General features: G+C 69.1%; 46 protein-coding genes. 18 read left to right on the top strand and 28 right to left on the bottom strand.

Going from position 1 to position 22,679, the window contains the following annotated elements; all coding sequences use genetic code 11:
* Nucleotides 1-16: 16 nt before the first annotated feature.
* From FHU13_RS01345 to FHU13_RS01300, 10 genes are read right to left on the bottom strand one after another with little or no spacing between them, the layout of a single operon-like run.
* Nucleotides 17-526 (bottom strand): phosphohydrolase, encoded by a 510-nt coding sequence (locus FHU13_RS01345; RefSeq protein WP_183434058.1) that lies wholly within the window; start codon nucleotides 524-526, stop codon nucleotides 17-19.
* Entirely contained in the window at nucleotides 519-1,142 is a 624-nt protein-coding gene (locus tag FHU13_RS01340) for a J domain-containing protein (protein WP_183434057.1), read from the bottom strand. Before FHU13_RS01340 ends, FHU13_RS01345 begins: the two co-directional genes overlap by 8 nt.
* Nucleotides 1,139-1,414 carry a hypothetical protein gene (locus FHU13_RS01335; RefSeq protein ID WP_183434056.1) on the bottom strand — a complete coding sequence of 92 codons (276 nt, stop codon included), beginning with the start codon at nucleotides 1,412-1,414 and terminating at the stop codon, nucleotides 1,139-1,141. The genes FHU13_RS01340 and FHU13_RS01335 overlap by 4 nt, the downstream gene beginning before the upstream one ends.
* Nucleotides 1,411-2,172: a hypothetical protein gene (locus tag FHU13_RS01330; protein WP_183434055.1), complete on the bottom strand. Its 762-nt coding sequence runs from the start codon at nucleotides 2,170-2,172 to the stop codon at nucleotides 1,411-1,413. Before FHU13_RS01330 ends, FHU13_RS01335 begins: the two co-directional genes overlap by 4 nt.
* 1 nt (nucleotide 2,173) lies before the next feature.
* Complete coding sequence (locus FHU13_RS01325) at nucleotides 2,174-2,401, bottom strand: hypothetical protein (protein ID WP_246714435.1); 228 nt, start codon at nucleotides 2,399-2,401, stop codon at nucleotides 2,174-2,176.
* Nucleotides 2,398-2,784: a hypothetical protein gene (locus tag FHU13_RS27455; protein ID WP_246714434.1), complete on the bottom strand. Its 387-nt coding sequence runs from the start codon at nucleotides 2,782-2,784 to the stop codon at nucleotides 2,398-2,400. Before FHU13_RS27455 ends, FHU13_RS01325 begins: the two co-directional genes overlap by 4 nt.
* The gene (locus FHU13_RS01315) at nucleotides 2,777-3,274 is read right to left on the bottom strand and encodes a hypothetical protein (protein ID WP_183434054.1); all 498 of its coding nucleotides are present in this window, start codon (nucleotides 3,272-3,274) and stop codon (nucleotides 2,777-2,779) included. The genes FHU13_RS27455 and FHU13_RS01315 overlap by 8 nt, the downstream gene beginning before the upstream one ends.
* A gap of 5 nt (nucleotides 3,275-3,279) precedes the next feature.
* Nucleotides 3,280-4,179 carry a hypothetical protein gene (locus FHU13_RS01310; RefSeq protein WP_183434308.1) on the bottom strand — a complete coding sequence of 300 codons (900 nt, stop codon included), beginning with the start codon at nucleotides 4,177-4,179 and terminating at the stop codon, nucleotides 3,280-3,282.
* A gap of 5 nt (nucleotides 4,180-4,184) precedes the next feature.
* A complete protein-coding gene (locus FHU13_RS01305; RefSeq protein WP_183434053.1) occupies nucleotides 4,185-5,096 on the bottom strand; it encodes a hypothetical protein in 912 nt (303 codons plus the stop codon).
* The gene (locus FHU13_RS01300) at nucleotides 5,096-5,560 is read right to left on the bottom strand and encodes a hypothetical protein (protein WP_183434052.1); all 465 of its coding nucleotides are present in this window, start codon (nucleotides 5,558-5,560) and stop codon (nucleotides 5,096-5,098) included. The genes FHU13_RS01305 and FHU13_RS01300 overlap by 1 nt, the downstream gene beginning before the upstream one ends.
* Before the next feature lie 98 nt (nucleotides 5,561-5,658).
* On the opposite strand from FHU13_RS01300, the gene FHU13_RS01295 reads away from it, so the two are divergent.
* On the top strand, nucleotides 5,659-5,853 hold the full coding sequence (locus FHU13_RS01295) for a hypothetical protein (RefSeq protein ID WP_183434051.1): 195 nt from the start codon (nucleotides 5,659-5,661) through the stop codon (nucleotides 5,851-5,853).
* 74 nt (nucleotides 5,854-5,927) lie between these two features.
* On the opposite strand, the gene FHU13_RS01290 is transcribed toward FHU13_RS01295, so the two are convergent.
* From FHU13_RS01290 to FHU13_RS01225, 14 genes are read right to left on the bottom strand one after another with little or no spacing between them, the layout of a single operon-like run.
* Nucleotides 5,928-6,380: a hypothetical protein gene (locus tag FHU13_RS01290; RefSeq protein WP_183434050.1), complete on the bottom strand. Its 453-nt coding sequence runs from the start codon at nucleotides 6,378-6,380 to the stop codon at nucleotides 5,928-5,930.
* Nucleotides 6,377-6,817, bottom strand: coding sequence for a LuxR C-terminal-related transcriptional regulator (locus FHU13_RS01285; RefSeq protein ID WP_183434049.1), 441 nt, complete (start codon nucleotides 6,815-6,817; stop codon nucleotides 6,377-6,379). The genes FHU13_RS01290 and FHU13_RS01285 overlap by 4 nt, the downstream gene beginning before the upstream one ends.
* A 1-nt stretch (nucleotide 6,818) precedes the next feature.
* Nucleotides 6,819-7,466, bottom strand: a complete 648-nt coding sequence (locus FHU13_RS01280; protein WP_183434048.1) for a hypothetical protein — start codon at nucleotides 7,464-7,466, stop codon at nucleotides 6,819-6,821.
* Nucleotides 7,463-8,182, bottom strand: coding sequence for a YqaJ viral recombinase family protein (locus FHU13_RS01275; RefSeq protein WP_183434047.1), 720 nt, complete (start codon nucleotides 8,180-8,182; stop codon nucleotides 7,463-7,465). The genes FHU13_RS01280 and FHU13_RS01275 overlap by 4 nt, the downstream gene beginning before the upstream one ends.
* A gap of 5 nt (nucleotides 8,183-8,187) precedes the next feature.
* Nucleotides 8,188-8,547 (bottom strand): hypothetical protein, encoded by a 360-nt coding sequence (locus FHU13_RS01270; RefSeq protein ID WP_183434046.1) that lies wholly within the window; start codon nucleotides 8,545-8,547, stop codon nucleotides 8,188-8,190.
* On the bottom strand, nucleotides 8,540-8,764 hold the full coding sequence (locus FHU13_RS01265; RefSeq protein WP_183434045.1) for a hypothetical protein: 225 nt from the start codon (nucleotides 8,762-8,764) through the stop codon (nucleotides 8,540-8,542). Before FHU13_RS01265 ends, FHU13_RS01270 begins: the two co-directional genes overlap by 8 nt.
* Nucleotides 8,757-8,957: a hypothetical protein gene (locus tag FHU13_RS01260; RefSeq protein WP_183434044.1), complete on the bottom strand. Its 201-nt coding sequence runs from the start codon at nucleotides 8,955-8,957 to the stop codon at nucleotides 8,757-8,759. The genes FHU13_RS01265 and FHU13_RS01260 overlap by 8 nt, the downstream gene beginning before the upstream one ends.
* Nucleotides 8,950-9,093 (bottom strand): hypothetical protein, encoded by a 144-nt coding sequence (locus FHU13_RS01255; protein ID WP_183434043.1) that lies wholly within the window; start codon nucleotides 9,091-9,093, stop codon nucleotides 8,950-8,952. The genes FHU13_RS01260 and FHU13_RS01255 overlap by 8 nt, the downstream gene beginning before the upstream one ends.
* Nucleotides 9,090-9,407, bottom strand: a complete 318-nt coding sequence (locus FHU13_RS01250) for a phosphopantetheine-binding protein (RefSeq protein WP_183434042.1) — start codon at nucleotides 9,405-9,407, stop codon at nucleotides 9,090-9,092. The genes FHU13_RS01255 and FHU13_RS01250 overlap by 4 nt, the downstream gene beginning before the upstream one ends.
* A gap of 59 nt (nucleotides 9,408-9,466) precedes the next feature.
* Complete coding sequence (locus FHU13_RS01245; RefSeq protein WP_183434041.1) at nucleotides 9,467-9,856, bottom strand: hypothetical protein; 390 nt, start codon at nucleotides 9,854-9,856, stop codon at nucleotides 9,467-9,469.
* A 43-nt stretch (nucleotides 9,857-9,899) separates the two neighbouring features.
* The gene (locus FHU13_RS01240) at nucleotides 9,900-10,172 is read right to left on the bottom strand and encodes a hypothetical protein (protein ID WP_183434040.1); all 273 of its coding nucleotides are present in this window, start codon (nucleotides 10,170-10,172) and stop codon (nucleotides 9,900-9,902) included.
* A complete protein-coding gene (locus FHU13_RS01235; protein ID WP_183434039.1) occupies nucleotides 10,172-10,315 on the bottom strand; it encodes a hypothetical protein in 144 nt (47 codons plus the stop codon). Before FHU13_RS01235 ends, FHU13_RS01240 begins: the two co-directional genes overlap by 1 nt.
* Nucleotide 10,316: 1 nt before the next feature.
* Nucleotides 10,317-10,520 carry a hypothetical protein gene (locus tag FHU13_RS01230; protein ID WP_183434038.1) on the bottom strand — a complete coding sequence of 68 codons (204 nt, stop codon included), beginning with the start codon at nucleotides 10,518-10,520 and terminating at the stop codon, nucleotides 10,317-10,319.
* Nucleotide 10,521: 1 nt separating this feature from the next.
* Complete coding sequence (locus FHU13_RS01225; protein WP_183434037.1) at nucleotides 10,522-10,941, bottom strand: helix-turn-helix domain-containing protein; 420 nt, start codon at nucleotides 10,939-10,941, stop codon at nucleotides 10,522-10,524.
* A gap of 182 nt (nucleotides 10,942-11,123) precedes the next feature.
* Between FHU13_RS01225 and FHU13_RS01220 the strand changes: the two genes are divergently transcribed.
* The gene (locus FHU13_RS01220) at nucleotides 11,124-11,366 is read left to right on the top strand and encodes a hypothetical protein (protein ID WP_183434036.1); all 243 of its coding nucleotides are present in this window, start codon (nucleotides 11,124-11,126) and stop codon (nucleotides 11,364-11,366) included.
* On the opposite strand, the gene FHU13_RS01215 is transcribed toward FHU13_RS01220, so the two are convergent.
* Genes FHU13_RS01215 through FHU13_RS01205 form a run of 3 tightly spaced genes read right to left on the bottom strand, consistent with a single transcriptional unit; the run spans nucleotide 11,363 to nucleotide 12,616 of the window.
* Nucleotides 11,363-11,605 carry a hypothetical protein gene (locus FHU13_RS01215; protein ID WP_183434035.1) on the bottom strand — a complete coding sequence of 81 codons (243 nt, stop codon included), beginning with the start codon at nucleotides 11,603-11,605 and terminating at the stop codon, nucleotides 11,363-11,365. The genes FHU13_RS01220 and FHU13_RS01215 overlap by 4 nt on opposite strands.
* Nucleotides 11,606-11,917, bottom strand: coding sequence for a hypothetical protein (locus FHU13_RS01210; RefSeq protein ID WP_183434034.1), 312 nt, complete (start codon nucleotides 11,915-11,917; stop codon nucleotides 11,606-11,608).
* A gap of 6 nt (nucleotides 11,918-11,923) precedes the next feature.
* On the bottom strand, nucleotides 11,924-12,616 hold the full coding sequence (locus tag FHU13_RS01205) for an XRE family transcriptional regulator (RefSeq protein ID WP_183434033.1): 693 nt from the start codon (nucleotides 12,614-12,616) through the stop codon (nucleotides 11,924-11,926).
* 82 nt (nucleotides 12,617-12,698) lie between these two features.
* Between FHU13_RS01205 and FHU13_RS01200 the strand changes: the two genes are divergently transcribed.
* A complete protein-coding gene (locus FHU13_RS01200) occupies nucleotides 12,699-12,938 on the top strand; it encodes a helix-turn-helix transcriptional regulator (RefSeq protein ID WP_183434032.1) in 240 nt (79 codons plus the stop codon).
* Nucleotides 12,938-13,180, top strand: a complete 243-nt coding sequence (locus FHU13_RS01195; protein WP_183434031.1) for a hypothetical protein — start codon at nucleotides 12,938-12,940, stop codon at nucleotides 13,178-13,180. Before FHU13_RS01200 ends, FHU13_RS01195 begins: the two co-directional genes overlap by 1 nt.
* On the opposite strand, the gene FHU13_RS01190 is transcribed toward FHU13_RS01195, so the two are convergent.
* Entirely contained in the window at nucleotides 13,177-13,461 is a 285-nt protein-coding gene (locus FHU13_RS01190; RefSeq protein WP_183434030.1) for a hypothetical protein, read from the bottom strand. The two genes, FHU13_RS01195 and FHU13_RS01190, sit on opposite strands and share 4 nt — an antisense overlap.
* 113 nt (nucleotides 13,462-13,574) lie before the next feature.
* Here FHU13_RS01190 and FHU13_RS01185 point away from each other — a divergent pair, with 113 nt between their 5' ends.
* From FHU13_RS01185 to FHU13_RS01120, 14 genes are all read left to right on the top strand, one after another.
* Entirely contained in the window at nucleotides 13,575-13,745 is a 171-nt protein-coding gene (locus tag FHU13_RS01185) for a hypothetical protein (protein WP_183434029.1), read from the top strand.
* A 397-nt stretch (nucleotides 13,746-14,142) separates the two neighbouring features.
* A complete protein-coding gene (locus FHU13_RS01180) occupies nucleotides 14,143-14,634 on the top strand; it encodes a hypothetical protein (protein WP_183434028.1) in 492 nt (163 codons plus the stop codon).
* A gap of 23 nt (nucleotides 14,635-14,657) precedes the next feature.
* On the top strand, nucleotides 14,658-14,981 hold the full coding sequence (locus FHU13_RS01175; protein WP_183434027.1) for a hypothetical protein: 324 nt from the start codon (nucleotides 14,658-14,660) through the stop codon (nucleotides 14,979-14,981).
* A gap of 54 nt (nucleotides 14,982-15,035) precedes the next feature.
* On the top strand, nucleotides 15,036-15,680 hold the full coding sequence (locus FHU13_RS01170) for a DUF2829 domain-containing protein (protein WP_210287385.1): 645 nt from the start codon (nucleotides 15,036-15,038) through the stop codon (nucleotides 15,678-15,680).
* Between the two features lie 2 nt (nucleotides 15,681-15,682).
* Nucleotides 15,683-16,003, top strand: coding sequence for a hypothetical protein (locus FHU13_RS01165; protein WP_183434026.1), 321 nt, complete (start codon nucleotides 15,683-15,685; stop codon nucleotides 16,001-16,003).
* A gap of 68 nt (nucleotides 16,004-16,071) precedes the next feature.
* Nucleotides 16,072-16,722, top strand: a complete 651-nt coding sequence (locus tag FHU13_RS01160) for a GapR family DNA-binding domain-containing protein (RefSeq protein ID WP_183434025.1) — start codon at nucleotides 16,072-16,074, stop codon at nucleotides 16,720-16,722.
* Nucleotides 16,719-17,666 (top strand): ATP-binding protein, encoded by a 948-nt coding sequence (locus FHU13_RS01155; RefSeq protein WP_183434024.1) that lies wholly within the window; start codon nucleotides 16,719-16,721, stop codon nucleotides 17,664-17,666. The genes FHU13_RS01160 and FHU13_RS01155 overlap by 4 nt, the downstream gene beginning before the upstream one ends.
* A gap of 3 nt (nucleotides 17,667-17,669) precedes the next feature.
* Nucleotides 17,670-18,137, top strand: coding sequence for a RusA family crossover junction endodeoxyribonuclease (locus FHU13_RS01150; RefSeq protein WP_183434023.1), 468 nt, complete (start codon nucleotides 17,670-17,672; stop codon nucleotides 18,135-18,137).
* Entirely contained in the window at nucleotides 18,134-18,751 is a 618-nt protein-coding gene (locus FHU13_RS01145) for a class I SAM-dependent methyltransferase (RefSeq protein WP_183434022.1), read from the top strand. The genes FHU13_RS01150 and FHU13_RS01145 overlap by 4 nt, the downstream gene beginning before the upstream one ends.
* A gap of 692 nt (nucleotides 18,752-19,443) precedes the next feature.
* Complete coding sequence (locus FHU13_RS01140) at nucleotides 19,444-20,193, top strand: hypothetical protein (protein WP_183434021.1); 750 nt, start codon at nucleotides 19,444-19,446, stop codon at nucleotides 20,191-20,193.
* The gene (locus FHU13_RS01135) at nucleotides 20,193-20,399 is read left to right on the top strand and encodes a hypothetical protein (protein WP_183434020.1); all 207 of its coding nucleotides are present in this window, start codon (nucleotides 20,193-20,195) and stop codon (nucleotides 20,397-20,399) included. Before FHU13_RS01140 ends, FHU13_RS01135 begins: the two co-directional genes overlap by 1 nt.
* Nucleotides 20,396-20,818: a hypothetical protein gene (locus FHU13_RS01130; protein ID WP_183434019.1), complete on the top strand. Its 423-nt coding sequence runs from the start codon at nucleotides 20,396-20,398 to the stop codon at nucleotides 20,816-20,818. Before FHU13_RS01135 ends, FHU13_RS01130 begins: the two co-directional genes overlap by 4 nt.
* 281 nt (nucleotides 20,819-21,099) lie before the next feature.
* On the top strand, nucleotides 21,100-21,285 hold the full coding sequence (locus FHU13_RS01125; RefSeq protein WP_183434018.1) for a hypothetical protein: 186 nt from the start codon (nucleotides 21,100-21,102) through the stop codon (nucleotides 21,283-21,285).
* Between the two features lie 460 nt (nucleotides 21,286-21,745).
* Nucleotides 21,746-22,600, top strand: coding sequence for a hypothetical protein (locus tag FHU13_RS01120; RefSeq protein WP_183434017.1), 855 nt, complete (start codon nucleotides 21,746-21,748; stop codon nucleotides 22,598-22,600).
* The last annotated feature ends 79 nt before the right edge of the window (nucleotides 22,601-22,679 follow it).

Genomic DNA, 22,679 nt, shown 5'->3' with positions numbered 1-22,679 from the left:
GCGGTCGGTGCTGGCGCTACGCATCTCGGCCTCGTGCGGTGGTGGTGGATGGAGGCAGAGCGAGCGCAGCGCGCAGCATTTCCGCTGATCGCTGGTATCGCTCGTTGAGCGCGGGCGAGGCCGTCGGCAGGGCCCGCGCTGGGTCGAGGTTGTCCTCGTTGTCGCTGAGCTTCACGATCATCGCGAGCCGGTCGCCGCTGGCGATGATGGCCGCGACGCATTCGAGGTAGGGCTTCCCTTCGGGCCGGGTGAGCAACTCGACAGCCTGCACGACGGCGGGGTCGAACCCGGTATCGAGAAGGTCGTCGGCCGTCGCTCCAACGTCCTCGATCGTGTCGTGCAGCCAGCCGACCTGCTGGCACCATTCGGCGTGCTGGCGCGGCAGTCCCATCGCCTCGGCGTGCGCGCGGGCGCGAGCTGCGACGCGCCCGAGATGTCCGGTGTAGGGCGCGCCGCCCTTATCGACCTGTCCGGCGTGGAGGCGGCGGGCGAGCGCTTCTGCGGCGAGGTTCATCGGATCAACCATGCGAGCGCTCCTTCAGCCCCTGCTCGCGGGCCCGGTTAAGGTCCGCCATCATGTCGTGCGAGCCGCCCGGCCTGTCGGGGTGGCGCTCGCGCGCGAGGCGCTTGAACGCGGCCTCGATCTGCTCGGGCGTCGCGCTCGCCTCGACCTGCAGCACCGACCACCACGGCGTGGAGCCCGGCGCCGGGAGCGCTTGGAAGCCCGCGAACATCTCGGCGGCCGTGGCGACGCCCAGCCGCTCGATCTTCCGCGTGGCCTCGATGTGAGCCGCCAGGGCCGCGATGTTGTCGGCGACGCGGGTATAGGTGTCGCACGCGAGAACGTGGGGCTTGCCGCCGAGATCGAAGTAGAGGGCAACGCCAGGATCGTCCGGCTCTCCCTGACCTGACCGCGGCAACCCGTCGAGGCGAAGGGCAACATTGGTGCTGAGGACCGCAGACTTGCCGCAGAGACGATCAACTTCGTCCTGCAGCCGCCCGCGCGCATCGGCGAGGCTTAGGCTTTTCAGCCGGCGCTCGTGGCCGGTGCCAACGACCTTGCCGAAGCTGGCATCCTTCCGCGCGCTTGGCGCCTTGCGCTGCCGGCCCTGCGGCCACTGGAGCGGGTAGGCCTGGGTCACAGATCATCCTCCGGCTTCGGCACCGCCCGCAACCGCGCCGTCTGCACGGGCTCGTCCGGGTCCACCGGGACGAAGCGCGCGGCGATCTCGTCGACGACGAACACGCGCACGCGGGCGTTCAGCATCTCGCGGACGACGACGACTTTCTCGCCCTGGCGCAGGACGGCGGCCGAGGCGAGTTCGGCCTCTCGCGCGAGCACCTCGTGGTCGCGACCCGTGCGGCGGTCGCGGATGCGCTCGCGCAGGGGGACGGGATCGTGCTCGGCGCTCAAAGCGTCTCCTCCTGACCGGAGGACGGGGGAGCGGGCAGACGACCCGCCCAGTCCTCAAGCGCCGCTTCGATAGACTCCGCGTCCAACGCCGCGAGTGTCGGCAGGAGGAAGTCGCCCTTGCGCCAATCGGCTAGGAACTCCCTCACGGCGATGACGAACCGTTCCGTGGTCTGGACCCACGCCCCTTGCGCCTCCGGGTCTGCCGAGCGAGCGGCGAGGGCTGCTTCGGACAGGTTCCTGTCGCGATAGTCCAAGAGCCGTTCTGCTGCGGTGTATGCGCGGTCAACCTGCTGCTCGGACGGTGTGGCCCGGCCGATGGCGAATACAGCATCGGCGGCTTCGCTGATGAGGCTCCGAAGCTCCCCCGTCTCCACCTTCCCCGTGCAGGTACTGTCGGAAGCGCCGGGGCGCGGGCCAGCGAGGATGAACCGCGCCATGGCAAGGCTATCTTCATCGGTCCACTCGTGCGGACTGCCGGCGACGCGGTACTCTGCGGCGACCCATGCGCGCCCGTGGAGATCTTCCGGACACTGCCCGGCGCTCTGTCCACGCGCTGCGGGGCAACCGTGCCTGCCGTCGAACTCGGCCTGCAAGGCCGCGATGGCCTGCTTGACCGCCTCGGTGCCGTCCTCGTGCTTCACGCCCTCGCCGAAAGACAGGCGCGTGTCGGTGCGTTCGCGACGCACCTCGACGACAGCGCGCAGGGTCAGCTGATCGCTCTGCCCCGCCTCGCGCGCGGCATATGTCGTGTCGTTCATCTCAGGATTCCGCGGCTTGGAGGGTGGTGGCGGGCAGCCCGGCACGTGCGCGGCCGGCCGGGGTGAGCGTCAGCTTGCCGAGCCAGCGCTGGTGATGCGGGTTGATGGTCGCGAAGCCGGCCTTCACGAGCCGATCGGCGCGGCGCCAGGAAAGCTCGGTCGGCACGAGGCATTCGCCCGTGCGCATCAGGACGGCCGGCGGCGTCCAAGTCGTGCGGAAGGGGCTCAAGGCCGCCCTCCTTCGATCTCGGACGGGGTAAGCCGTTCAGCGTCCGTTGCTACGGCGTTCCCGCTGCACTGTCGGATTTTTGCAAGGGACACGTTTTGTCCGGAAAGATCTTTCCGGCTCGCGGGGGCCTTCCAGTTTCGGCAGGCCGGCGCGGTCGTGAGCACGTCGGTGCCCTTCCCGCCGGTCCAGTGCCGCTCCATCAGCCCGCACTTCCGATAGACCTTGGCGAGACGCTTCCGCACCAGGTGGTCGCACGAGCCGCAGGTCTCGCCCTTCGGCCCGGTGCCGGGCATCGCGGCGTAACCCTTCGCCTGAGTGCCGCCGCGCAGATGTCGGCGCTCGCTCGGCGTCAGGGCGCGTTCGAGGTTGAAGAGGTCAGCCACCGGCGGCCTCCTGCTGAGTGAGGGCGTCCGGCGCTCGCCGGATCCAGGGTTGCCGACGGTCCGGGCCGGGGCGCAGTTCGTTCTCGACGGCCCCCTTCTGCCGAAGCGTCATGATCGTGAGCCCGACCTGCCGACCGAGCTCCTCGGAGAGGCGGGTCCGGAACTCGTGCAACTCGACCCACTCGGCCGGCACGCGCTCCAGAACCTCGCGCTCCTCGTCGGTGAAGACCGGCGGCACGTTCAGCGCCGCAATCGCGTCCTCCAGGCTGCCGGCCTTCCCGCCGTCCACGCTCCACTCGCGGAGCCGCGACACGCCGAGGCGCTTCGTCTCCTCGTCGTTGAGCGTCGGCCGGTCGATCGCGGACAGGCGCGGGATCGTGGTGTGCTGCCAGATCGTGCCGCCGCCGCGCTTGCCGTAGTTCAGGTGTCCGGCGTCGCGCAGGCGGCCGGCGATGACGGTCTCGTGCGTGATGGTGCTGTGCTCGGCCATGGCGGTCACTCGGCTGCGGCGGCGGGAATGGCGACGGGCGCCTGCCGCTCGGGCATGCGGTCGATGTTAGTCTCGAAGGGCTGGAAGCTGACCGCCACGACCCACGGGTTCGCGCTCCATGCATCGGCGCCGTTGATGCTGTTCCAGAGGGAGGCGAACCACCGCTGCGGCCACCGGAGGCGGCTGGCAGTTTCCGATGCTGTCTCGCCAGCCGCGTTGAGCGTGCCCGGGTCGAGGCTTTCACAGAATGAGCCGAAATCCGGCATGCCCTCGGCGATCGCGTCAGCCTCGCTGATGGCGTTGAGTCGCTCGACCCGAACCTCGGTCACGAGAAGCGTCAGGCGCGAGGCCCACCGCGGCATGTGGATGGAGGGCAGTATCTTGGTCGCGAGGCCCCGCACAGCCTCGCCCTCGTCGTGCTCTGGTCCGGTGAGATCGTGCACGCCCATGTGGCGGCTGGGACTCCAGCCGTCCGGGAAATCAGGGTCCCAGCAATCCCCCGCGCCGCCACTGCCCCAGCACCGAAACCACTCCTCATTGCTCCAGTTTGGTTCGCTCTCGGTGCCGTCGTTGTAGGATGCTCCCCGGAACTGGTGGTTCTCACGAACCCACAGGCGGTCGCCGACGGTGAACGGCACGCGGTAGGTTGTGGGGAAACCTGCGTTCCGGGCGACGCCGACGGAGCCGCACAGGTCCCACTTCGTCGGATGCTTCGGCAGGCGGTCGAGGTCGTTGAGGCTGTAGACCTTCACGCCGTCGGCGACCGCGCGGTCCAGGCTGAAGGTGCTCCCCCGAAACTGCTCCGGTGTTGGCGGCTGCGGCTTCAGGATGCGCCGCGTCTGCGTCTTCCTGCCGGCGAGAAGCGCCCGCACCATGGGCGCGCTGAAGATGATCGGACGGTCCATGGGCGTCACTCCGCTGCTTCGAGGGTGGGCGACCGCTCGTCGCCGTAGGGCTCGCAGGACTCCCCGCACGACCCGCCGAGATCGAGTTCTGCATCGAAGGCAGGAACGGCGAAGCCGAACTCCATCTGCCCCTTGCCGCGCATGTCGACGAAGGGCTCGAAGGGCTGCGCCGCTCGGGCGAACAGGTCGTCTGTGGACTTGCCGCCGCGGAAGAAGCAGCGCGGGCCGTCACCTGACCCGGCATGCGGATAGGTCTGCTCGAAGTACCGCGGGACGTCGTAGATTTCCGGACGCTCTTTGATGAGCGTGAGATGCTTGCGCGGGCTTTTCTTATGGCACCAAGTGCAATTGCCGTGGTGTTCAGGAATGCCGAGCCGGAACGGGCGTGCGTCCCAGATCTCGTGAATATCCCGCTTCCGCATGCCGAGTTGTGCGAGCGGATAGCTGAAGCCCTTCGCCTTGGCCTCGCCGTCAATCCGGTCCAACTCGTCGGCCCGGATCCCGATTGCTGTCGTGTAGGTGCCGAACGCCCAACCGATCGTTGCGAGATAGCTCGCCATCGGCCGCAGCTTCAGCTCCCGCGTACAGTGGGGATAGTTCTGGTTCGGGATGCCATACTTGCGGATCATCGCCTCGAAGAGGCTCTTGTCCCGCGTAGCGGTCTCGAAGCTGACGACCCGGTGCGTGGTGACCTGCCGGTGCTCCGGGTTGATCACCGCCTCGACCCAGACGACGCCGAGGCCGAACTCGCGGTCGCAGCGGTCCACGAAGGCCAGCGTGCGCTCGTCCTCTTGGCCGGTGTTGGCGAACATCACCAACAGCTCGTCGCCGGGCCGCAGCGCAGCCTTCACGCGCAGGGTCATCTCCGCGGAGCTTTCGCCGCCGCTGAAGGAGCAGAAGATGCGACGTCCCGCCATCACGCGCGCTCCCCCTCAGCGTTCGGGGCGTCGGATGAAACGGGGGTGTGGGAGGCGGGGCGGTAGCGCAGGCGACGGAGCCTGTTGCGCATCGCGCCGGACATCCGCAGGACCGGGCCGGCGTTACCGTCCACCCGGCCGCGGCCTTCGGTGTCGGGAGGGCCGCCCAATTCCGCGACAAGCGCCTCGATATCGGAGCAGCGGACGGGAAACCGAGTGAAGAGGCGGCCCGGCCCCTTCTCGCTCGTCCACTCCTTGTAGGTGTAGTAGCTGCCGCCCTCAGCGATCCGCTCCGCCGTGTACTTGCCGGCCCACGAGAGCGGGAAGCAGTAGCCGGCGTCGTCAGGACGCCAGAAGCTGATGTAGGGGTTCCGGTTCCACTTCGGGCGCAGGTCCACGATGTAGAACAGGTCGCTCTTCCCCTCGACTGCGGAGACGAGGGACGCGGTGGGAGGGGAGGTCATGCTGCCCTCCGCAAGATCGAAGGGTTGCGGCGAAGCTTGGCTTCACGGAATAGTGAGCGGCCAAGCACCCGTTGCAGAGAGATCGGAGGTCCGTCGCGATGTCGAACCCGAAGCCGAAGCCGAGCCCGGAGATGGAAAGGGCGATCTTGGAGGGCGTTGCTTCGCGGAGCGGCGAGACCAATTTGCTTGAGCGCTTGGGGATGACTACGCCCGACAAAGAGGCGGGTACCGAAGCGCAGCGTCTCAGGAAGAAGCGCATCGCCCAGCAAGCTCGGGAGATGGCCGAGAAGTAGCCGTCCGAGCGCGGCTCGGATGCCCTCGGACGCGCCGCCGCCACCTGCGAAACTGTCGATGATCAGGGGGCGCATCAGGCGGCTTTCCTCGGGCGATAGGTCTGGGCGTGCCGCACAACGTCGGCGTAGGAGGCGCCCTTCAGGGCGAGCCACGCGCGGCGGCACCATTCGATGTTGAGGCGGTCGATCGCCGCCTCGTCGGTCGGCAAGCGCAGTTCGTGCGCGAGGAAAGACGCGACGCGCTCCTCGGCGATGGGGCGGCCGTTCGGGCAGTGGCGCAGGGCCTCGCCGATCAGCCGCTCGACATGGAGTTCGCGCAGCATGGCGCGGGCCTCGCGGGTCTTCTCGCCAGCCGGGAGACCGACTGCCGAACCGTCAGCCGCGCTCGGGGCCCACGCATCGGGGCAGAACGGGCAGGCCCAGACCTGGGCGTCGACCAGGTCCGGGTCGCGAGCGCCGGCCTCGCGACCGGTGACGCGCTCGCACTCGGTACCGCAATCGGCGCAGTAGATGCCGGGGGCGCTCATGCGGCGCTCCCGAGGCGAGCGTCGACGGCCTTCTGACGGCGGATTTCCGCAGTCAGCTTCCGGCATTCGCGGGCGGCGTGATCCTCGTCGAACTCGCGGGCGAGATCGCGATAGTCCTCCGCCAGCCCAGCGGCATCGATCCAAGCCGGCACCTGCGGGATAGGCTTGAGCGGCTCGCGCTCGCCCTGCTGCCGCTTCCGCTCCGCGGCCGCCTGCGCCTGCTGGAACGCACGTTGGGCGCGCTGGCGCTTCTGGATCTCGGCCCGCCTCTTCGCCTTCAGCTTGATCCGCTTCGTGGCGTCATAGCCGTGGTTGCTGGCGATGCGCGCTACAGTCTTGTTCGAGATGCGCAGGCGCAGGCCGATCTCCATGTAGGTCAGGCCGGCATAGACGAGGCGCATGATGTCGGCCTCGCTCGGGGTGGGGCGAGCGGCCATGTCAGGCGGCCTCCTCGTCGGCGGGAGCAAATCCGGGGAAGCCGTCGTCATCCGGCGGCAGGCGGTCGTCGGCCTCGGCCGCGATGTCGCGAAGCTCGGCCTCGATCTCGTCGACGACGGCGCGGTGATCAGGCTTCAGCTTGCCGATCCAGTCATCGAGATCGGCGCTGCCGAGGGCGGCTTTCTCGCGAGCGATGCGGAGGAGCTTGGTCCGCGTGTCCTCGCCGGTCGGCTTGCCGCCGCTCGGGCCTCGCTCGGGCGGCAGCGGGCGGACCGTGAACAGCTTGCGGCTCGCACGGGTCACCGTGAGCGGGAGCGTCACGCTCTCGCTGATGTCCGACATGTGGCTGATGCGGATGCCACCGACCGCCACGCCGCCGAACATTACGGAATCGTCGCGATAGAGCGTCATCCGGCGTCCGGCGTAGGCGAACCCGTCCTTGCCCCAGACGCGCACGAGCACGCGGCGCATGGATTTGCCGGGCTTGTAGGGCTTGCCGCCGTCGCCCTCGAAGAAGATCGCGATCGGCTGGTCGGGCTCGCGCATCGGCGAGACGCGCGTGACCCTGATGGTGAGCGGGCCGGCGATCAAATCGTCGGCGTTCAGTTGGTCGCTCTTGGGGGCGATGGTCTGCGACAGGTCGGTCACGCGAGGATCTCCCCCTCGACGCGGCGCACGGTCGGGATGTTGCCCGCCTTCGCGATGGCCTTCCGGTACAGGGCGTGTGCTGCGGCCAGCCGCTCCTCGAAGCCGGCGGCCGCCTCGACGATCGCGGCCTGGATCTTCGCATCGGGGTAAGCGCGGATGCGGGCCAGCGGCAGGCCGCCAGAGTACGAGATCAGGTCGCACCACGACCGCTCGCTGACCAAGAGCCCGGTCTGAACCTGGATCAGGAAGTCGCTCGGGATGGTCTCTTCGAGGACGTGAACGACGAAGGTCTCGACCTGATACTTCTGCCGGCGGGACTTGGTCTCGACCAAGCCGTCGGCGCCGACGAGGGCGTCGGGCGAGTAGCCCAGCGTGAAGCCCCACTTGTCGTTGGTGATGAAGCCGACGGCCTCGGTCGGGGCGAAGTGCCGAGCGTAGAGGGTGAGGGCCTCGATCTCGTCCTCTTGCCCGCGCAGCATGTCGTTGCTGACGAAGTGCGGCTCGACGTAGCCGCTGATGCGCTGGGCGAGCAGTTCGTAGAGGTGCGCCTTCTCCTTCTCGTTCTTGGCAACCTTGAACGTCGGGGTGATGATGAGCCCCATTTCGCTCGCGGTGAGCATACCGCAGCGGGCGGCGAGCCACTGCTCGGTGCCCTGGTAAAGGTCGCGGTGGATGCGCACCGTGGGGCGCGTGCCGCCTTTCTCGATCATCTCCATGGGGGTCACTCCGCAGCGTCGGCGCGAGGGGTCATCCGGGCAGCCTGCGCGACAGCGATCAGGTGCTCGGGGTCGAAGGGGTCGGACGCGGCCCGGATCACGTCGGCCGTGAGAGGGCGCAGGACCGGGAGTGGTGCAGCCTTGTGGTCGGGCGTGCCGGTGGCCTTGTTGATCGCAGCGGCGGAGGCGAGCGCACGGGCACGGTCGGTGGACAGGCTGCCGGTCGGCGCTCCCATGAAGAGAGGCGTTCCGTCGGCCTCCGAGAGGCCGCGACCGTGCATCCCGCCCGCGCGGATGGGGAGGCGGATGCCGAGGGACAGGAACACGTCGGCGAGCGCCTGCTGGTCGGGGGTACGGTCAGACATCGAACATCTCGGCAATGACGGGATCGACGGGTTCGCCGCAGGCGCGGGCCTCAAGGGCGGCGACGTGAAGCTCGGCCATGCTGGGCTCGGCCGTCGGCGCCGGTCGCACCGCTTGAGCCTTCTTCCGCCCGTGCTTCGTCTTGACGTGGCAGTAGAGGCCGTTGGGGTCGCCGAAAGCGCGATCGCAGTGCGGGCACTGATGGGAGGCGTCAGCCACGGGCGGACTCCGTGGTGAAGGTGCGCTCGAAGGCGTCGCCGGTCGCGGCCAGCAGCTCGCGGGCGATGGTGCGAGCGCCGACGCGGTCGAGATCGAACTCGGCGACGCGCTCGCCGTCCGCTCGGATCGCGACGAGGCGCGGGCCGGCATCGGTGCGCTCGACGAACAGGTTGAGGGGCGTGTCCTCAGCCACGGTCGCGGCCCTCCCCGTCGTCGGCCGCCTGCTGGAGGTTGCCGTCGTGGATCCCAGAGACGACCGGCCACGCGATCAGGGCGGCGATGCCGGCGAGGACGAGGGCGCCGGGCAGGTATTGGAGGGCGGCCATCATGACCGGCTCTCGGCTTCGGCGAGAGCGGCGTCCTTCGCGACCTTCGCATCCAGCTTGCCGCGAACCTGGGCCGCGATATCGCGGACGCGCGTCTGGCGGCCGAACTCGAACTCGCCCTCTTCGAAGAAGATGCTGAACGCGTCTTCCAGCTCGCATTCGAGCTCGACCTGATCGAGCGCGTCGGCGCCCAGATCGACGCCGAGGTATGCGTCGTCGCTGACGCGCTCTGTCTCGACACCAAAGACGGCGGCGATGATGGTGCGAACCTGCTCCTCGACAGAGGCGGCCGCGCTTTGGGTGTGCTGTGCGCTCATGGGGCGCGCTCTCGTGCAGGAGGGCGGGCGCCGGGCCGGAGACCGACCCGGCGGACGGGTCAGGCGGCCTTCTGCTCCGGCTTGGAGCCGGGGCCGGTGTAGGGTTCGAAGTAGAAGCTCTCGACCCAGTGGAGCGGCAGGACCTCGCCCACTTCCGACATCACGCGGATGTCGTTGCGGCAGCCATAGTCGTTGCCCGTCTTCGCCTCGTTGAAATCGGGCTCAGCATCGGCGCGGACCTCGACCACCATGTGAGGCTCGCCCCGCCCTTTGAACGGAGCCGTTGCGCGAGGCGTAACGAGATCGCCGGCTTTGAAGGGGCACGGCTGCTGATACCGGGCCAACTCTTCGCGCAGCGTCGTGCAGAGCACGTCGGGCGGGCTGCTGCGCCTCCGTCCCAGATCGTCCGCGACAGCGCTTGCCGCCAGCATCCGCAACAGATCGCTCATGGTTGTGCCTTTCGTGGTGAGGGGCGCGCCCTCGGGTTCGCGGCTAGGCCGCATCTCGGTGTTCGGTGGTGAGGGAGGCGTCGGCGTCGGTCGCCGCGGCGGGCACGGCGCCGAGGATGCCGGCGAGCGCCAGGGCCTCGCGGCCGAGATCGACCGCCTCGTTGACCTGGAAGCGGTCGGCGTTGCCGAGGGCGGCGCCAGCACGAATGCGGGCGGCCTCGTTCATCGCGGCCTCGAGCAGGTTGCGCAGGGTGCGCAGTGCGTCGGCCGTCTCGCAGCGGGCGCCGCAGGGATCGGGATGGGTCGGGGCCACCATCACAGCCGCCCCGTGATCGCGAGGCGGACCAGACGGCCCGCGTCGTAGATGAAGAAGGCGAGGCCCAGCACGGTGACGGGGACGCCGACGCCGAGTGTCGCGAGGGCCTGGAGCGGCGGGAGGGTTTCGAGGAACGCGATCATCTCACGCGGCCTCGGCGAAGTGCTGGGCCTCGAAGTCGTCGAGGGCGGCGCGGTCGTCGCGGGCGTCGGCGATCAATTCGGCGATATGGCCGAGCGCGTCGGCGTAGCAGTCGCAGGAGCCATAGCCCGGCAGTTCGCCGAGCGCGTCGTGGATGGCCCAGGTGCCGTCGCTGTTGCGGACGGGGCGGAGGTCAGGGGCGGCCATGTCAGGCGGCCTCGGCCTGGGCGCCGCGGAGGTCGCGGGCCAACCACGCAACGAGCGACCGGTGCTCGTCCTTCAGGGCGACGAAGGCGCGGAGGTGCTCGACGGCGCCGGGCTCCGCGAGCAAGGCGAGGGTCTCGCCATCGACCGGGCTTGCGCCCTCTTCCCCGACAAGTGCGCCGATGGTGGTGCCGAGTTGCTGAGCGATCTTGTGCAGCCGCCCGGCGGAGACACGGTTCGCGCCGGTCTCGTATTTCTGCAGCTGCGGGTAGGAGACGCCGAGCGCCTGAGCGAGCGCGTTCTGGCTGATGCCAGCAGCCTTGCGGCAGGCTGCGATGCGAGTGCCGATCGCGCGGTCGGCATCGGTAGGAAGGCGCGCCGAGAACTCGATCGGCGGGCGTTCGGCGGGAGGGGTGGCGGACACTGTGGTCTCCATCGGCTCGGTGAGCGGCGATGGCTTATGCTGTCACCAGATTGGAAACACGTCAAGCGAGTGTTTCCAAGTAGGCGACATTTTCCGCGCCAAGGTGGTGTCACGGCCCTGTGGATGGAGTAGCCTGATGCCAGAAACGAAAAGCCCCGCGCGAGGCGGGGCGAGGAGGCTTGATGGCAATCGAGACGGTGGCGGATGCAGCGCGCGCGCTGGAACGGGCCGGAATGCGGGTGCTTCGCGCGACGGTTCACGAGCCGGAAGGCGATCGGCAGGTCTGGTTCGTCGGCTTAAACGGTTGGGTCCACCTGCGCGACGACGCCGCGCTCATTGCGGCAGCACAGGCAACTCCGCATCCACCGCTGGTCCACGAGGGAGCGGGTGGTCTGATGCGGGAGTGGCCGGAGGCCGGCGGCTAGGTCAGGTCGCGCGCTTTGGCATCTACCTGCGGGCGCACGAGATCGAGCAGTTCATGGTCGAGAAGGGAGCGATTGGCCGGCGGCTCAATCTCAACGGTCATGTCATGCCGTACACCGTTCAGAGTAAAGCAAACGCCGATCCGGTTGAGCTTCCCTTCCGCCATTGAGGCGCGGTTGGTTGTCGTGCCGTCGAGTGTAGGCCCCTTCCAAGTCACACGTAGGTTTCTCGGCTCGGTCATTCACCCAAGCTCCCGCCCGTCTTCGTCGTAGACCGGCCGGCGCGGCCCAAGGATCAGCGCGGCGCCGAAGGCGTCCATCGCCTTCTGCGGGTCGGCGTCCATCATCGCCTGGGCTAGGTCGCGAAAGCGGTCGAGCGTGATCTCGACCTTCACCGCACCGCCTGACCAATCAGCACCCGTTCGGGCGGTCAGATGAACCGCCGAGTCCTGAGCGTCGAACAGCGCGCCATGTCCGTCCATGACAGCTTGCAGCCCGTTCAGAAGCCGCCAGTCGCGCTCGTTTGCGGATCGCGCCGAAAAGTAAACGGGCATGTCAGATCATGCCCCACGCGGCCGCCGTCTCTGCGACGGCTTTTTCAGGTACTCCTGCACCTGTGCGCGGCGCTCGAGGATCTTCCACTCATCGGCCGGGATGATCGCGGCGATGCGGGCGACCCACTCGAGGCGCACGTCGCGCATCGTCGAAGCGTTGAAGCTCTCAAGATCGTAGTGGCCGGGCTTCGACCCACGGTGCACGGTCTTCAGCATGCGGCCGTGATCGACGGTTGCGACCGCCAACTCCTTCCCGACCAATGGCTCGATGTCCTGCGTATGGGCGCGGCAGATGATGACAGTATCTGGCCGGTAGACCGGCATCATCGACTCACCCACCACCTGGTAGGCGATGGTCGCGTCTGGCACTCGCACCGAAAGTTCGATCTCGTACTCAAGCCCCGGCTCGTGCTGTGCCGTCGAGACGTCAATCGCGCCTCCGCCTACGATCCTTCCCCCCAACGGCACGCGAAAAACCTCCGTTGATTTCAGAAGCAACAGCGCTGCGGATGTCGTGTTGAGGTGCGGAGCAATCTGCTCTGCGACTGGGGGCAGAAGCTCTCGGCTGCCGGACACCCATCGCGAAACATTTTGCCGCGACGTGCCAATGAGGCGCGCGAGCTCGGACCCGCTGACGCCGGCATCTTCCAGGGCCTTCTGAAGGCCGTTTGGGTACTTCCCATCCACGGCGGTGATCATGTCGCCTCTTCGGCGACGACGCCACGCGCCAACTTGGTAACAGCCTCTTGCGCTGTCTCCATGTTGGTGACATGCTTCCTGCATGAGGCTCGCCGACTACCTGCACCAAGCCGAGATCAAGCCTTCCGCCTTCGCGGAACGGCTCGGCGTCACGCGCCAGACCCTCTGGCGATACATGTCCGGCGACCGCCGGCCCGAGTGGGACGTGCTCGAGCGCATCCGCGCCGAGACAGACGGCCAGGTCACGCCGAACGACTTTCTCGACGGTCCGGTCGAGGCCGCGTCCGGCCCTGCGCCCAACGAGCCCCGGAGCGCCGCCTGATGCGCGCCCTCGCCCCCTTCTCCTGGCTGGCGCGCTGGCTGGACCGGCGCATCGACGCGCGGATCGCGGCGCACTCCGCCGATCCGCTCGCAGAGGGCTACCGGCTCGTCCGTGAAGCCGAGAGCGCGACCACTATCGCTGCACGTCTGCCTGGACACGAACGGCTCGCCGAGGAGGCCGCTGCCGATATCCGCGCCGCGACCGCCGTCGCCGACCGCACCCCCGGCTGGATGGGGTCCTAGATGCGCGCCGCCTCCCTCAACGTCACCACCAGTTCGGCGAAGCGCCGCTCGACCTCGGCCGCGACGAACTCCCGCTCGTGCGCCGGCAGCGCGGCCGTCTCCTCGGATGGCGCGGCATACGCCCTGGCCAGCGCATTCCTCTGCGCTTCGACGAAGGCCAGCGCCTCCTCGGGGCGCATGATCGCCGCCATCTCGGCGCCGATCCAGGCCACCCGCTCCGTCACCGCGAGACGGGCGCGCAGGCTCAGCAATTCCGCCCTCTCGGGCGTCACATCGGTCATCGCAAGCTCCATCGGTCCCAGCACTTCCGATGGTAGCGGGCCGGACGGGGCTGTCGAGCGTCGGGCTCGGCGTCCCGTCCGTGCTTGCCCCTCGCTCGCGAGGGCCGCCTGACATGATCGCGCTTCCTGCCATCGCCGGAACCGCCGCCACCGTGTTCGGCGTCGTCGCGCTCGTCGGCTTGGCCCGCGCGGCCGCCGTCGGCTGCCAGTTCTCACTCGCCGTCGACGTGGTCGACGGTGCGGCCGCCGCGCTGTGCTGGCTCGCATCGAGGCTGCTCGCATGAGCCGCCCCCTCCCCCTTTCCCCATCGCGCGGAATGAACCGCGTGATCGCCCGGCCGACCTTTTCCCCCAAGGTCACTGTTTTGGACGACAGCGCCGGGCGTCCCCATTCGCGCCGTTCCTTCGGCGCGCTCGTGGTCCGTCGCCCCGCGACTGACACGCCCCTCGTGGGCGTTCCTCCCAAGGACTTGGCCGCTCCCGTTCCCGCGGGGGCGGTCCTTTCCTCGGGCCGTTCCTACTCGCGCGTCTGCCTGCGCCTGCAAGCTGTCGGCCGTCGCGCACCTGTCTGCGTACCTGCGTCTTCCTCTTACCTCCCGCATCCGACGCACCCCTTTGCTTCGATCTTCTTGAAGCACGGAGGGCTGACCGAATGCGGTCAAAGTCGGGGAGTGGCCGCGCCATGATGACGGCCGACCAAGCGCTGGAGCAGATCCGCCCGGATCTCGCTTCGATCATCGCCGTGAAAGAGCGAACGCTGGGCTCGCGGATGCGCGCCTACGAGTCCCTCGGCACGAAGCTCGGACGCTCGCCGACCTGGATCCGGAAGGTGCTCGGACGGGCCCCGGACGTGACGGTCGGGCTGCACGACGCACTCAACATCCGCGCCGCCTACGAGCGGCTCTGCAAGCACATCGCCGACGGCACCGACGCCATCGAGGCCGAAAACCAAAAACTCCGGAGGGAACTGGATGCGGCTCTTCGAGGAGATCGCCCGGCGTCTGCGCGCGTGGGCGGAGCGCCGTCGGCTGCGGAAGCGGCTGCGATCGGTCAGCGAGTCGCGACCGCACCGGCACCTGTCATGGCGCCATCTCCGGCGCCTCGCCTCCGCAAGAAGGCCTCGGGTGCTTTGAGCGAGCTGCCCCTGTTCGGGGCGATGGAGCCGCGGCCGTAGCCGCTGAGCGAGAGGAAAGCACGATGGAACAGTACGCGACGGACATCAGTGTTCGTGGTCTCAACCAAGCTTCACAGGGCGCTTCGCCTGCGGTTACCGCGCCAACACTCGGCGGCGCGCTGGCGACGCTGACCGATGTCGGCGAACTGGCGAACGGGACTGCCGAGTATGCCGAGCGTATCGCGAACCATCTCGCGGGCGTCGTTCCCGCAACGGACAACACGACTAAGGGGCGTCGGGATGTCGACAGCCTGACGGATGCCCTCAACGACCGTGCCGAGTCCGTTCGCGACCCGATCGTCCGCATCCGCAACGCGCTCGCCCGTATCGAGCGCCGCATCGGCTGACGCCGCCCTTTCCGGGCGGCGCTGATGCCGCCCGGCTTCCCGCAGGAGCCGAGCATGTTCCCCTTCAACCCGACCCACGTCAGCCACAAGCAGGTGGAGGCCTATCCGATCGCGGCGGCCGAGTTCCAGGCCGACGGCTCGGGCAAGGTCGGCGTGAACCATCCAGAGCACGGCTACATCGTCGTCCCGGTCCCGCCCGGCTTCCTGCGCCGCCCTGGCGCTGTGAGCGAGGGCGACATGCTCGTGCGCTACGCGCCGACGGAGAGCGAGCCCGACGGCTACCTCTCCCACTCGCCGCGCGATGTGTTCGAGGCGGGCTATGCGGCGCTGATCCCCGCTCAGCACCGCAAATCCTACGAGGGCGGTGGGCGCGGGCTCACCTTCGGGCAGGCACTTGAGCAGATGAAGGACGGCGATGCCGTCGCTCGCGATGGCTGGAACGGCAAGGGCATGTTCCTGCTGCTCGTGCCGGGCTCGCAGGGACTCACGGTCGATGAGGGCCGCCCACTGGCGAAGGCTGGCGTGCCGGTCGGAACGCGGTTCGATTACCTGCCGCACATCGACATGTGGACTGCGCAGGGTGCGTTCGTCCCATGGCTGGCTTCGCAGTCCGACATGCTCGCCGAAGATTGGTGCGTCGTGCAGCGCGAGATGCCGACGGCCGACCGCGCCCACGACGATCTCGGCCGGGTCGCCTGACGATGAGCGCCCTCGCCGACCTGTCCGATGCCGGCCTCGCCGACCTGATCGACACCGTGCGCACCGAGATCGTGCGCCGGAACGAACTGCTGCGGGATGCGGCTTCGGCGTCGGCGAGAAGCCTCGTCCAGGGCCGCCGCTACGCACTGGTCGCCCTCGCCCAGGCTGAGGAGCGGCTGCGGGCCGGTCCCTCGACGCCGCTGCCGGCGGCCGACCTGCCTGTGATCGACGAGCCCCGCGTGCCGCGCCGTCCGCCCATCGGCGGCGATCCCATGCGCCCGGTCAACGGCGAGCGCCTGCCCCCAGGTCGCTACCACCCCTGAAACGCGAACCGCCCGGCCTGCTGGGGAGCGGGTGCCGGGCGGTCTGAAGTCTTCCTTTGGAGATGGTCATGGGAAACACAAGTCGCCGACGCGCGCAAGCCAACTCGTCCGCTGCTGAGATGCTTCGCTCCTATGCGGAGCGGATTGTTCGACTGAAAGAAGAGATCAAAGCTTTCCAAGCGGACATCAAGGACATCCGAAACGAGGCCGGCGCGCAGGGCTACGACAAGAAGGCCCTGATGCTCGTCGTCGCTCGGATGATGGAGGACGAGTCCGATCGCGCGGCGCGGCAGGAAACAGCCGCCCTCGCCGACGTCTATCTCGCGAGCCTCGGCATGCTCGACGGGACCCCGCTCGGCGATGCTGCGCGCCGCCGCTTCGATCCGATTGACGATCCTGTCGACCACACTCCTGCGCAGGACGAAGACGCGGATCGTGACGAAGACGCCTCAGATGGGGCGGCCTCTGAAGAGGCGTCTCCGCCGTCGGGAGCGATGAGCGAAGAGACCATCGCAGCGGCGCGCGAGGAAGGCTCCGCCGCGGCCGAAGCGGGCGAGCGCGTGTTCGCGAATCCCTACGTCGCCGGTGATCCGCGCCGCGCCGCCTGGGACGAGGGCTGGTGTGTCCGCAAGGGCTCTGACGGAATGGAGATCCCGGACGCCTTCCGCCGGAAGAAGAAGCCGGCGGCGGATGACGCGGGCGATGGAGCCTCGGCATGAGGCCCGTCCGCGAGATGGCTCCGGGCCGCGCCCAGCGCGGAAAGGCTGCGGCGGAGGAGGCCAGCGCCGCGCAGCGCCTACGCACGGAACTCGGACCCCTGGCTGACGTGCGCGAGTCGAGAGATGCGGAGGAGCCGATCCTCGGCGTCCGCGTCCGCGCCGCGATCCTTGGGTGGCTGGCCGAGATCCATGCCGCCGACGACCTCGCGGCGGTCGGCGTGAAGCCGCGCAGCACTGCCCTGCTGTACGGGCCGCCCGGCTGCGGAAAGACGACGCTCGCGCATCATCTCGCCGCCCGACTCGGTGTGCCGCTGGTCATCGTCCAGGCGGATCAGCTCGTCGAGGCGAAGCTCGGTGGCACAGGCAGGAAGGTCGCCGAGCTGTTCGACGGCTTGGCCAAGGTCGCCGTTCCGTGCGTCGTGCTGATGGACGAAATCGACGCGATCGGCTCCGAGCGCAGCAACGACGATCAGGCTTGCGCGCGGGAGATGAACGCGGCGCTGACGACGCTGCTCCAGAAGATCGAGGCGTTCGGCGGACGGCTGATCGCGGCGACCAACCGACACGACAAGCTCGACAAGGCGCTGTGGCGGCGCTTCGGTCTCCAAATCGATGTGGCGCTCCCCGGTGATGACGAGCGGTGGGCGATCCTGAAGCGGTACGGGCTCCCGTTCGCCTTCGACGACGACACGATCGATGGGCTCGCGGAGATCACCCGCGGCGCGGCGCCGTCCCTCCTCCGCCAGACTATGGAGGGGATCAAGCGCACGCTGGTGCTCGGCGAGCGGCTGAAGTTGCCCGTTGATGATCCGGCTGCGGTGCTGCGCATCGTCATCGAGCACGCCCGGCCGCATCCCGATTATGAGCCGCCCCCACTCTGGGCCGATCCTTCGCTCGCGCGGACGTTCGCTCCTGAGGCGTGGCCGCCGACGCGTGAGGGCTGATCCATGGCCCGCCGCCCGCCTCCGACGCACGGTCCCCTGTTCGCCCCCGCGCCCCGCCGCGTGGTCGACGAGCTGACCGTCCTGCTCCCGGTCCCGCCCTCGGCCAACGACCTGCACAGTCATGGCAGCGGCCGGCCGATGCGCTCCGACGCCTACAAGGCCTGGATCGTCGCTGCAGGCTGGCGGCTCCAGGCACAGCGGCCCGGCCGGGTGCCGGGCGCCTACATCCTGCTGCTCGCCGTCCCCGAGGCGGAGACGAAGGCCGACCTCGACAACCTGTCGAAGGCGACGAGCGATCTCCTGCAGAAGCACGGCGTCATCGACAACGACCGGAAGGCGCGGCGCGTCGTGCTCGACTGGCACCGTGAGCACGCCGAGTTGGCGGCGACCGTGCGTGTCGTGCCGCCGGGCGTCATCCTCGAATCCATCTCTCCGATCTGGCCGCGCCCGGGCGCGCTGGAGGCGGCATGAGCTACCGCGAGAACAAGGCTCACCCGCACGCTGAGCGCGGAAACGACCTGTACGAGACGCCCGGCGTCGCGGTGCGGGCACTGCTTGCAACCGAGTGGCTGCCGCAGCGGATCTGGGAACCGGCCTGCGGGCCCGGCGCCATCGTGCGTGAGCTGTGCGCGGCCGGCCACGAAGTGGTGCCGACCGATCTCGTCTCCTACGGCTGCCCCGGGCAGGTCGCGGAGATGGACTTCCTGAAGCTGCACGGCGCTCCGTTCGGGGTCGACTGCATCGTCACGAATCCCCCCTACAAGCACGCCCGCGCCTTCGCCGAGAAAGCCGTCGAGCTTTGTCCGCGCGTGATGATGCTGCTGCGGCTCGCCTTCTACGAGGGGATCACGCGCGGCTCTCTGCTCGACACCGGCACGCTGGCCCGCGTCCACGTCTTCCGGAAGCGGCTGCCGATGATGCACCGCGACGGCTGGGAGGGCCCCAAGGCCACCAGCATGACCGCCTTCGCTTGGTTCGTCTGGGACCGCTCCCACCGGGGGCCGACCACGCTGGGGCGCCTCTCCTGGGAGGACTTCGTCGACGTCGAGCCCGAACCCCAATCCCTGCCGATGGCAGCGGAGTAGAGCCATGGCCATTCGATCCGAAGTTCTCAGAGCCATGCTCGCGGCCGGCGCCACTGCCGAGATGCTGGTGGCAGCCGTCGCCGCGGAAGAGAAGGCCGAGGCCGATGAGGTCGACGCCAAGACAGAGAAGCGCCGGGCGCAGACTGCGGCGCGGGTCCGGCGCCACCGTGAAACGCACCGTAACGCAAGTAACGCTGGTAACGGCGGTAACGCATTACCCCCTGCCTCCCCCCCGGATGGCCCCCCGCCTCCCCCTGCACCCCCTCCACCCCCCCTTAACCCCCCCGCCAACCCCGGTTCCGAGCCTGACGGCTCGGCCGGCGATGCCGGGCAGGCGGGCGGCGAGGCCGCGGAACTGGCTCGGTCGAACCGCCAAGCCCTGCTGACGATCGGCGTGGACCTGATCAGCGCCAACACCGGCCGGTCCCGTCGCTCGGCTCGCGCCCTGATCGGTCACTGGCTCGGCATCGCTCGGGACGAGGCTGCCGTCGTGCTCGAGGTGATCGAGGACGCCGACGGGCGGGAACTCGCCGACTTCTCGACCTGGGTCGAATCCCGCCTTCGGCGGCGGCGGGCCGATCTCGACCGCCTGCCACCAAGCGGGCCACGCGGCGGCGGTTTCGCCCCCGCTCCCACCGGCTTCGCTGGCCGCGTGGTCCGCCTCTACTCGCAATCCCTGCAAGGGCCCTACGATGTCGAACCGCCTGCCGTCGACGCGAACTCTCCCGACGCTGAACCAGGTCGAGGCGAAGATCTCGGCCTTGCATGGCAAGCTGGCTCCGGTGGACGGCCAGCCGACCCGCTTCTGCGTGCCGCGGGCTTTGGCGGCCACGACAGCGGAGCGTCGCGCGCTCTCCGACGTCGCCGAGCGGCTGAAGGCTGAACTCGCGCCCAGCCAGCGGCGCGAACTCGTGGACGCCTTGGTGAGCCGGGTTCTGCTCGGATTCGAGCAAGGGCGCGGGCGCGGTGCCGACGAGGAGGAAGTGCTCGTCTCGGAATACATCTCGGCGCTGAAGGATCTCCCGCTCGCCGGTATCCAGAGGGCGTCCGAGCGCTTCCGGAACGGCATGACCCTTTTGCCCTGGTCGCGCCGCTGGCGGCCGTCGCCGGCCGAGTTCGCTGCCGAGGTTCGCGAGGGGCTGATCCCGCTGCGGGCGAAGCTCGTCCACATCCGGCAAATCCTCGAGGCGGAGGTCTACGAGCCGCCGACCGACGAGGACCGGGCGAAGGTCGCCGAGATCGCGGCGTCCTGGCTGAACCGGGGAGGCGAGGCCGAGCCTGGGCGCCCTCGCCCGTCGCCTGAGGCGGTCGCCGCCGCTCGTGAGGACGTGCTGCACGAGGCCGGCGCCAAGTTCCGCGAGGTCGCTTCCGGCGGGTCCCTCGCGCAGCTCGCCGCGCGGCTCGATGCCAAGGCGTCGGCGCAGAAGGAGCGGGTTGCCTGATGGCCTCCTCGTCCATGGCCGCGATCGTCGCCGGCATCCGCGTCTGGTGGGTGAACGTCTACCCGAGCCGGCAGCGTGCGCCACTTACCGACGGCATCTGGCACGCTGACGGACGCGGCGCCGAGATGGGTCGCGATGGGCGGGCCCGCTTCGGCGAGGCGCGGGCGCTCTACGTCGTCCGCATCCGGCCGCGGACCGCCCCATGAGCGCCGCCCTCGCCCTCACCGATTCCGCCTCCCTCGTCGCCTCCTGGCGGGCCGGCGTGCTGAGCCTGCCGGATGATCGAATCCCCTGCCCCGGCATGATCTGGATTGAGCCAGGACCGGCCGGACGCTCCGGAGTCTGGCGCTCGGTGCGCCGGGCGATGCTCGCCTTCCTCGACGATTGGGGCGAGGCCGCTGCCGACTTCGGGTGGAGCACGGAAGCGCTGTTCGGTGTCCACCGGACCGCCGGCGCCTCCCGCGCCGACTGCACCGGCACGATGGTCACCGTCTATCCGCGCCGCTGCATCGCCCTGTGCGAGCGCGAGATCCACCTCGACCGCATCGGCGGGTCGGTCGTCGTTGATCGCCGGCCCGCGGTCATCTCGCCGGATTGCGTGCCGATCTGGCTGTTTGGGAAGTGAGGAGCGACCGTGACCGCACAAGCAAACCTGTCCGAGGTGCGTAGGAAGTCGTGGGAGACCCGCCGCCAACGGTACGGCGATAGGGGCCACGCGGGTGCCTACACTCGCCCGGCGGCGCCCTGCCCGTGCTGCGCCGGCCTGCTGCCCCTCGTGATCCAGCTTCACCGAGAGGGGGTGCTTTCGGAGGGCCAGGTGGCGACGGCTTCCGGCCTTTCTCGCATCGAAATCAGACGCATGGCCGACGAACTTGGCGCGCGGACGGACTCCGCCCCAGCCTCGGCTTGAGCCCGCCCGTGTCCGTCGTCCTGATCCTGTTCCTCAGCGGCGCCACGCCCGCCGCCGACCACTCCGTCGCGGCCGAGTCGTTCGCGACGATGCAGGTGTGCGAGGCGGCCGGCCGCGCGGAGCAACAGCGCCGCGCCGGTCGGGTCCTGCTGTGGGTCTGCGTGACGCGGGCGCCCCAGTAAGTGACGCCCCCGTAGCCTGATGCTCGCGCCCCCGGAAGGACCTGATCCGCCGGCCCGCCCGGTCTGGACAGCCAAGCGCGTTCGGCTGTCCATGGTCGGTGGGTGGCGCGAGGGGCGGCGTCCTGCCTTCATGGGGCATACCTCGAGCGCGCGCAGCGCTCTGGATTGGGCCTCCATGTTCTTGCCGCCTGGACACCCAATGACGGACCGAGCTCGAACGTACCTGCTCACGTCCGTGATGCTTGAGGCTGAAGGGCGCTCCTTCCGAGAGTTCTGCCGGGAGCGAGGCTGGAAGCGAAATACTGTGCTGCGCTGGGTCTCGTGGGCGACCGACCACATCGTCGAAAGCCTAAATGACGCTCATCGCATGCAAAATAATCGTTGACACTGAAACCAACCGCATCCGAGCCAAGAGTTGCCGAGCGCCCATCACGGTTGCGCTCTACCCGAGGTCAGGCTCGTGTCTGTCGCCGCTTCGTCTTCTCTTCCTGCGATCTCCGCCCAGCGCACGCGCTATGCCGGTTCGGCGCGCGAGCGCGACCCGCGCGGCGACCGCTACAATCGAGTGGGCGCCTATCAGCATGGCGCCGGTCTCGGCCGTCCGGCTCGGCGTCAATCCGCTGACACCACGGTCGGCGCCGTCGATGATCCGTTGGAGCCGGGCAAGCGCCTGCAGGCCACCATCAACCGTCGGGTGGACGTACTGGAAATGGAGCGCGGCCACGGGCGCATCACGGTCTCGCAGTACGAGGTCGGGCGCCAAGTGCAGGCAATCCTCGAACGTGCTTCCGGCGCCCGCTCTGGCGGCGGCATGTGGAACGCCTCCGGCTCACGCGACCAGGTCGTCGCCCACGAACTGTCCGTCATCTACGCCATCGAGGACGCCCGCCTCGTCGCCAAGCTCAAGGGCAAGATCATTCGCGCTGTCGGAGTGCCGGGCGCCCGATTCGTCGGCGAGGTTCTGACGGGCCGGCAGACCTTCGGCCAATTCGCCGAAGCCCGCGGCAAGGCGGGCGACCGCGGCACCGCCTGCGTCGCGGAGCATTTCCGCATCCTGCTTGAATACCTCGACGCTGACTTTGCCGCCGAGGGCGTCGCCACCGTCGTTGATCGCTTCTTTCGCACAGAGAGCACCGGCGAGGAGACCGACGAGCGCGGGCGGGTGGTGCCGGCCGGGCACGGGCATGCCTGGGGAGGCGAAGAGAGCCGCTACGCGCCGCACATGAACGAGCATGCGTTGAGCCTGGCTGGACGGGACGCTCGGGTGCGGGATCGGGTCAACGCGCGGCACCGGCTGACGGCGGACGAAAGCTAGAAAAAGAGGGCCAATGGCCCTTTTAAGGGTTGACGTCTTAGGGCCATTGGCCCTATAACAAACCCATCGCAAGGGCGAT

The sequence above is a fragment of the Methylobacterium sp. R2-1 genome, assembly GCF_014191355.1.
GTDB lineage: Bacteria > Pseudomonadota > Alphaproteobacteria > Rhizobiales > Beijerinckiaceae > Methylobacterium.
The sequence above is the reverse complement of the archived record's forward strand: the minus strand, read 5'-3'. Positions and strand labels throughout refer to the sequence as shown.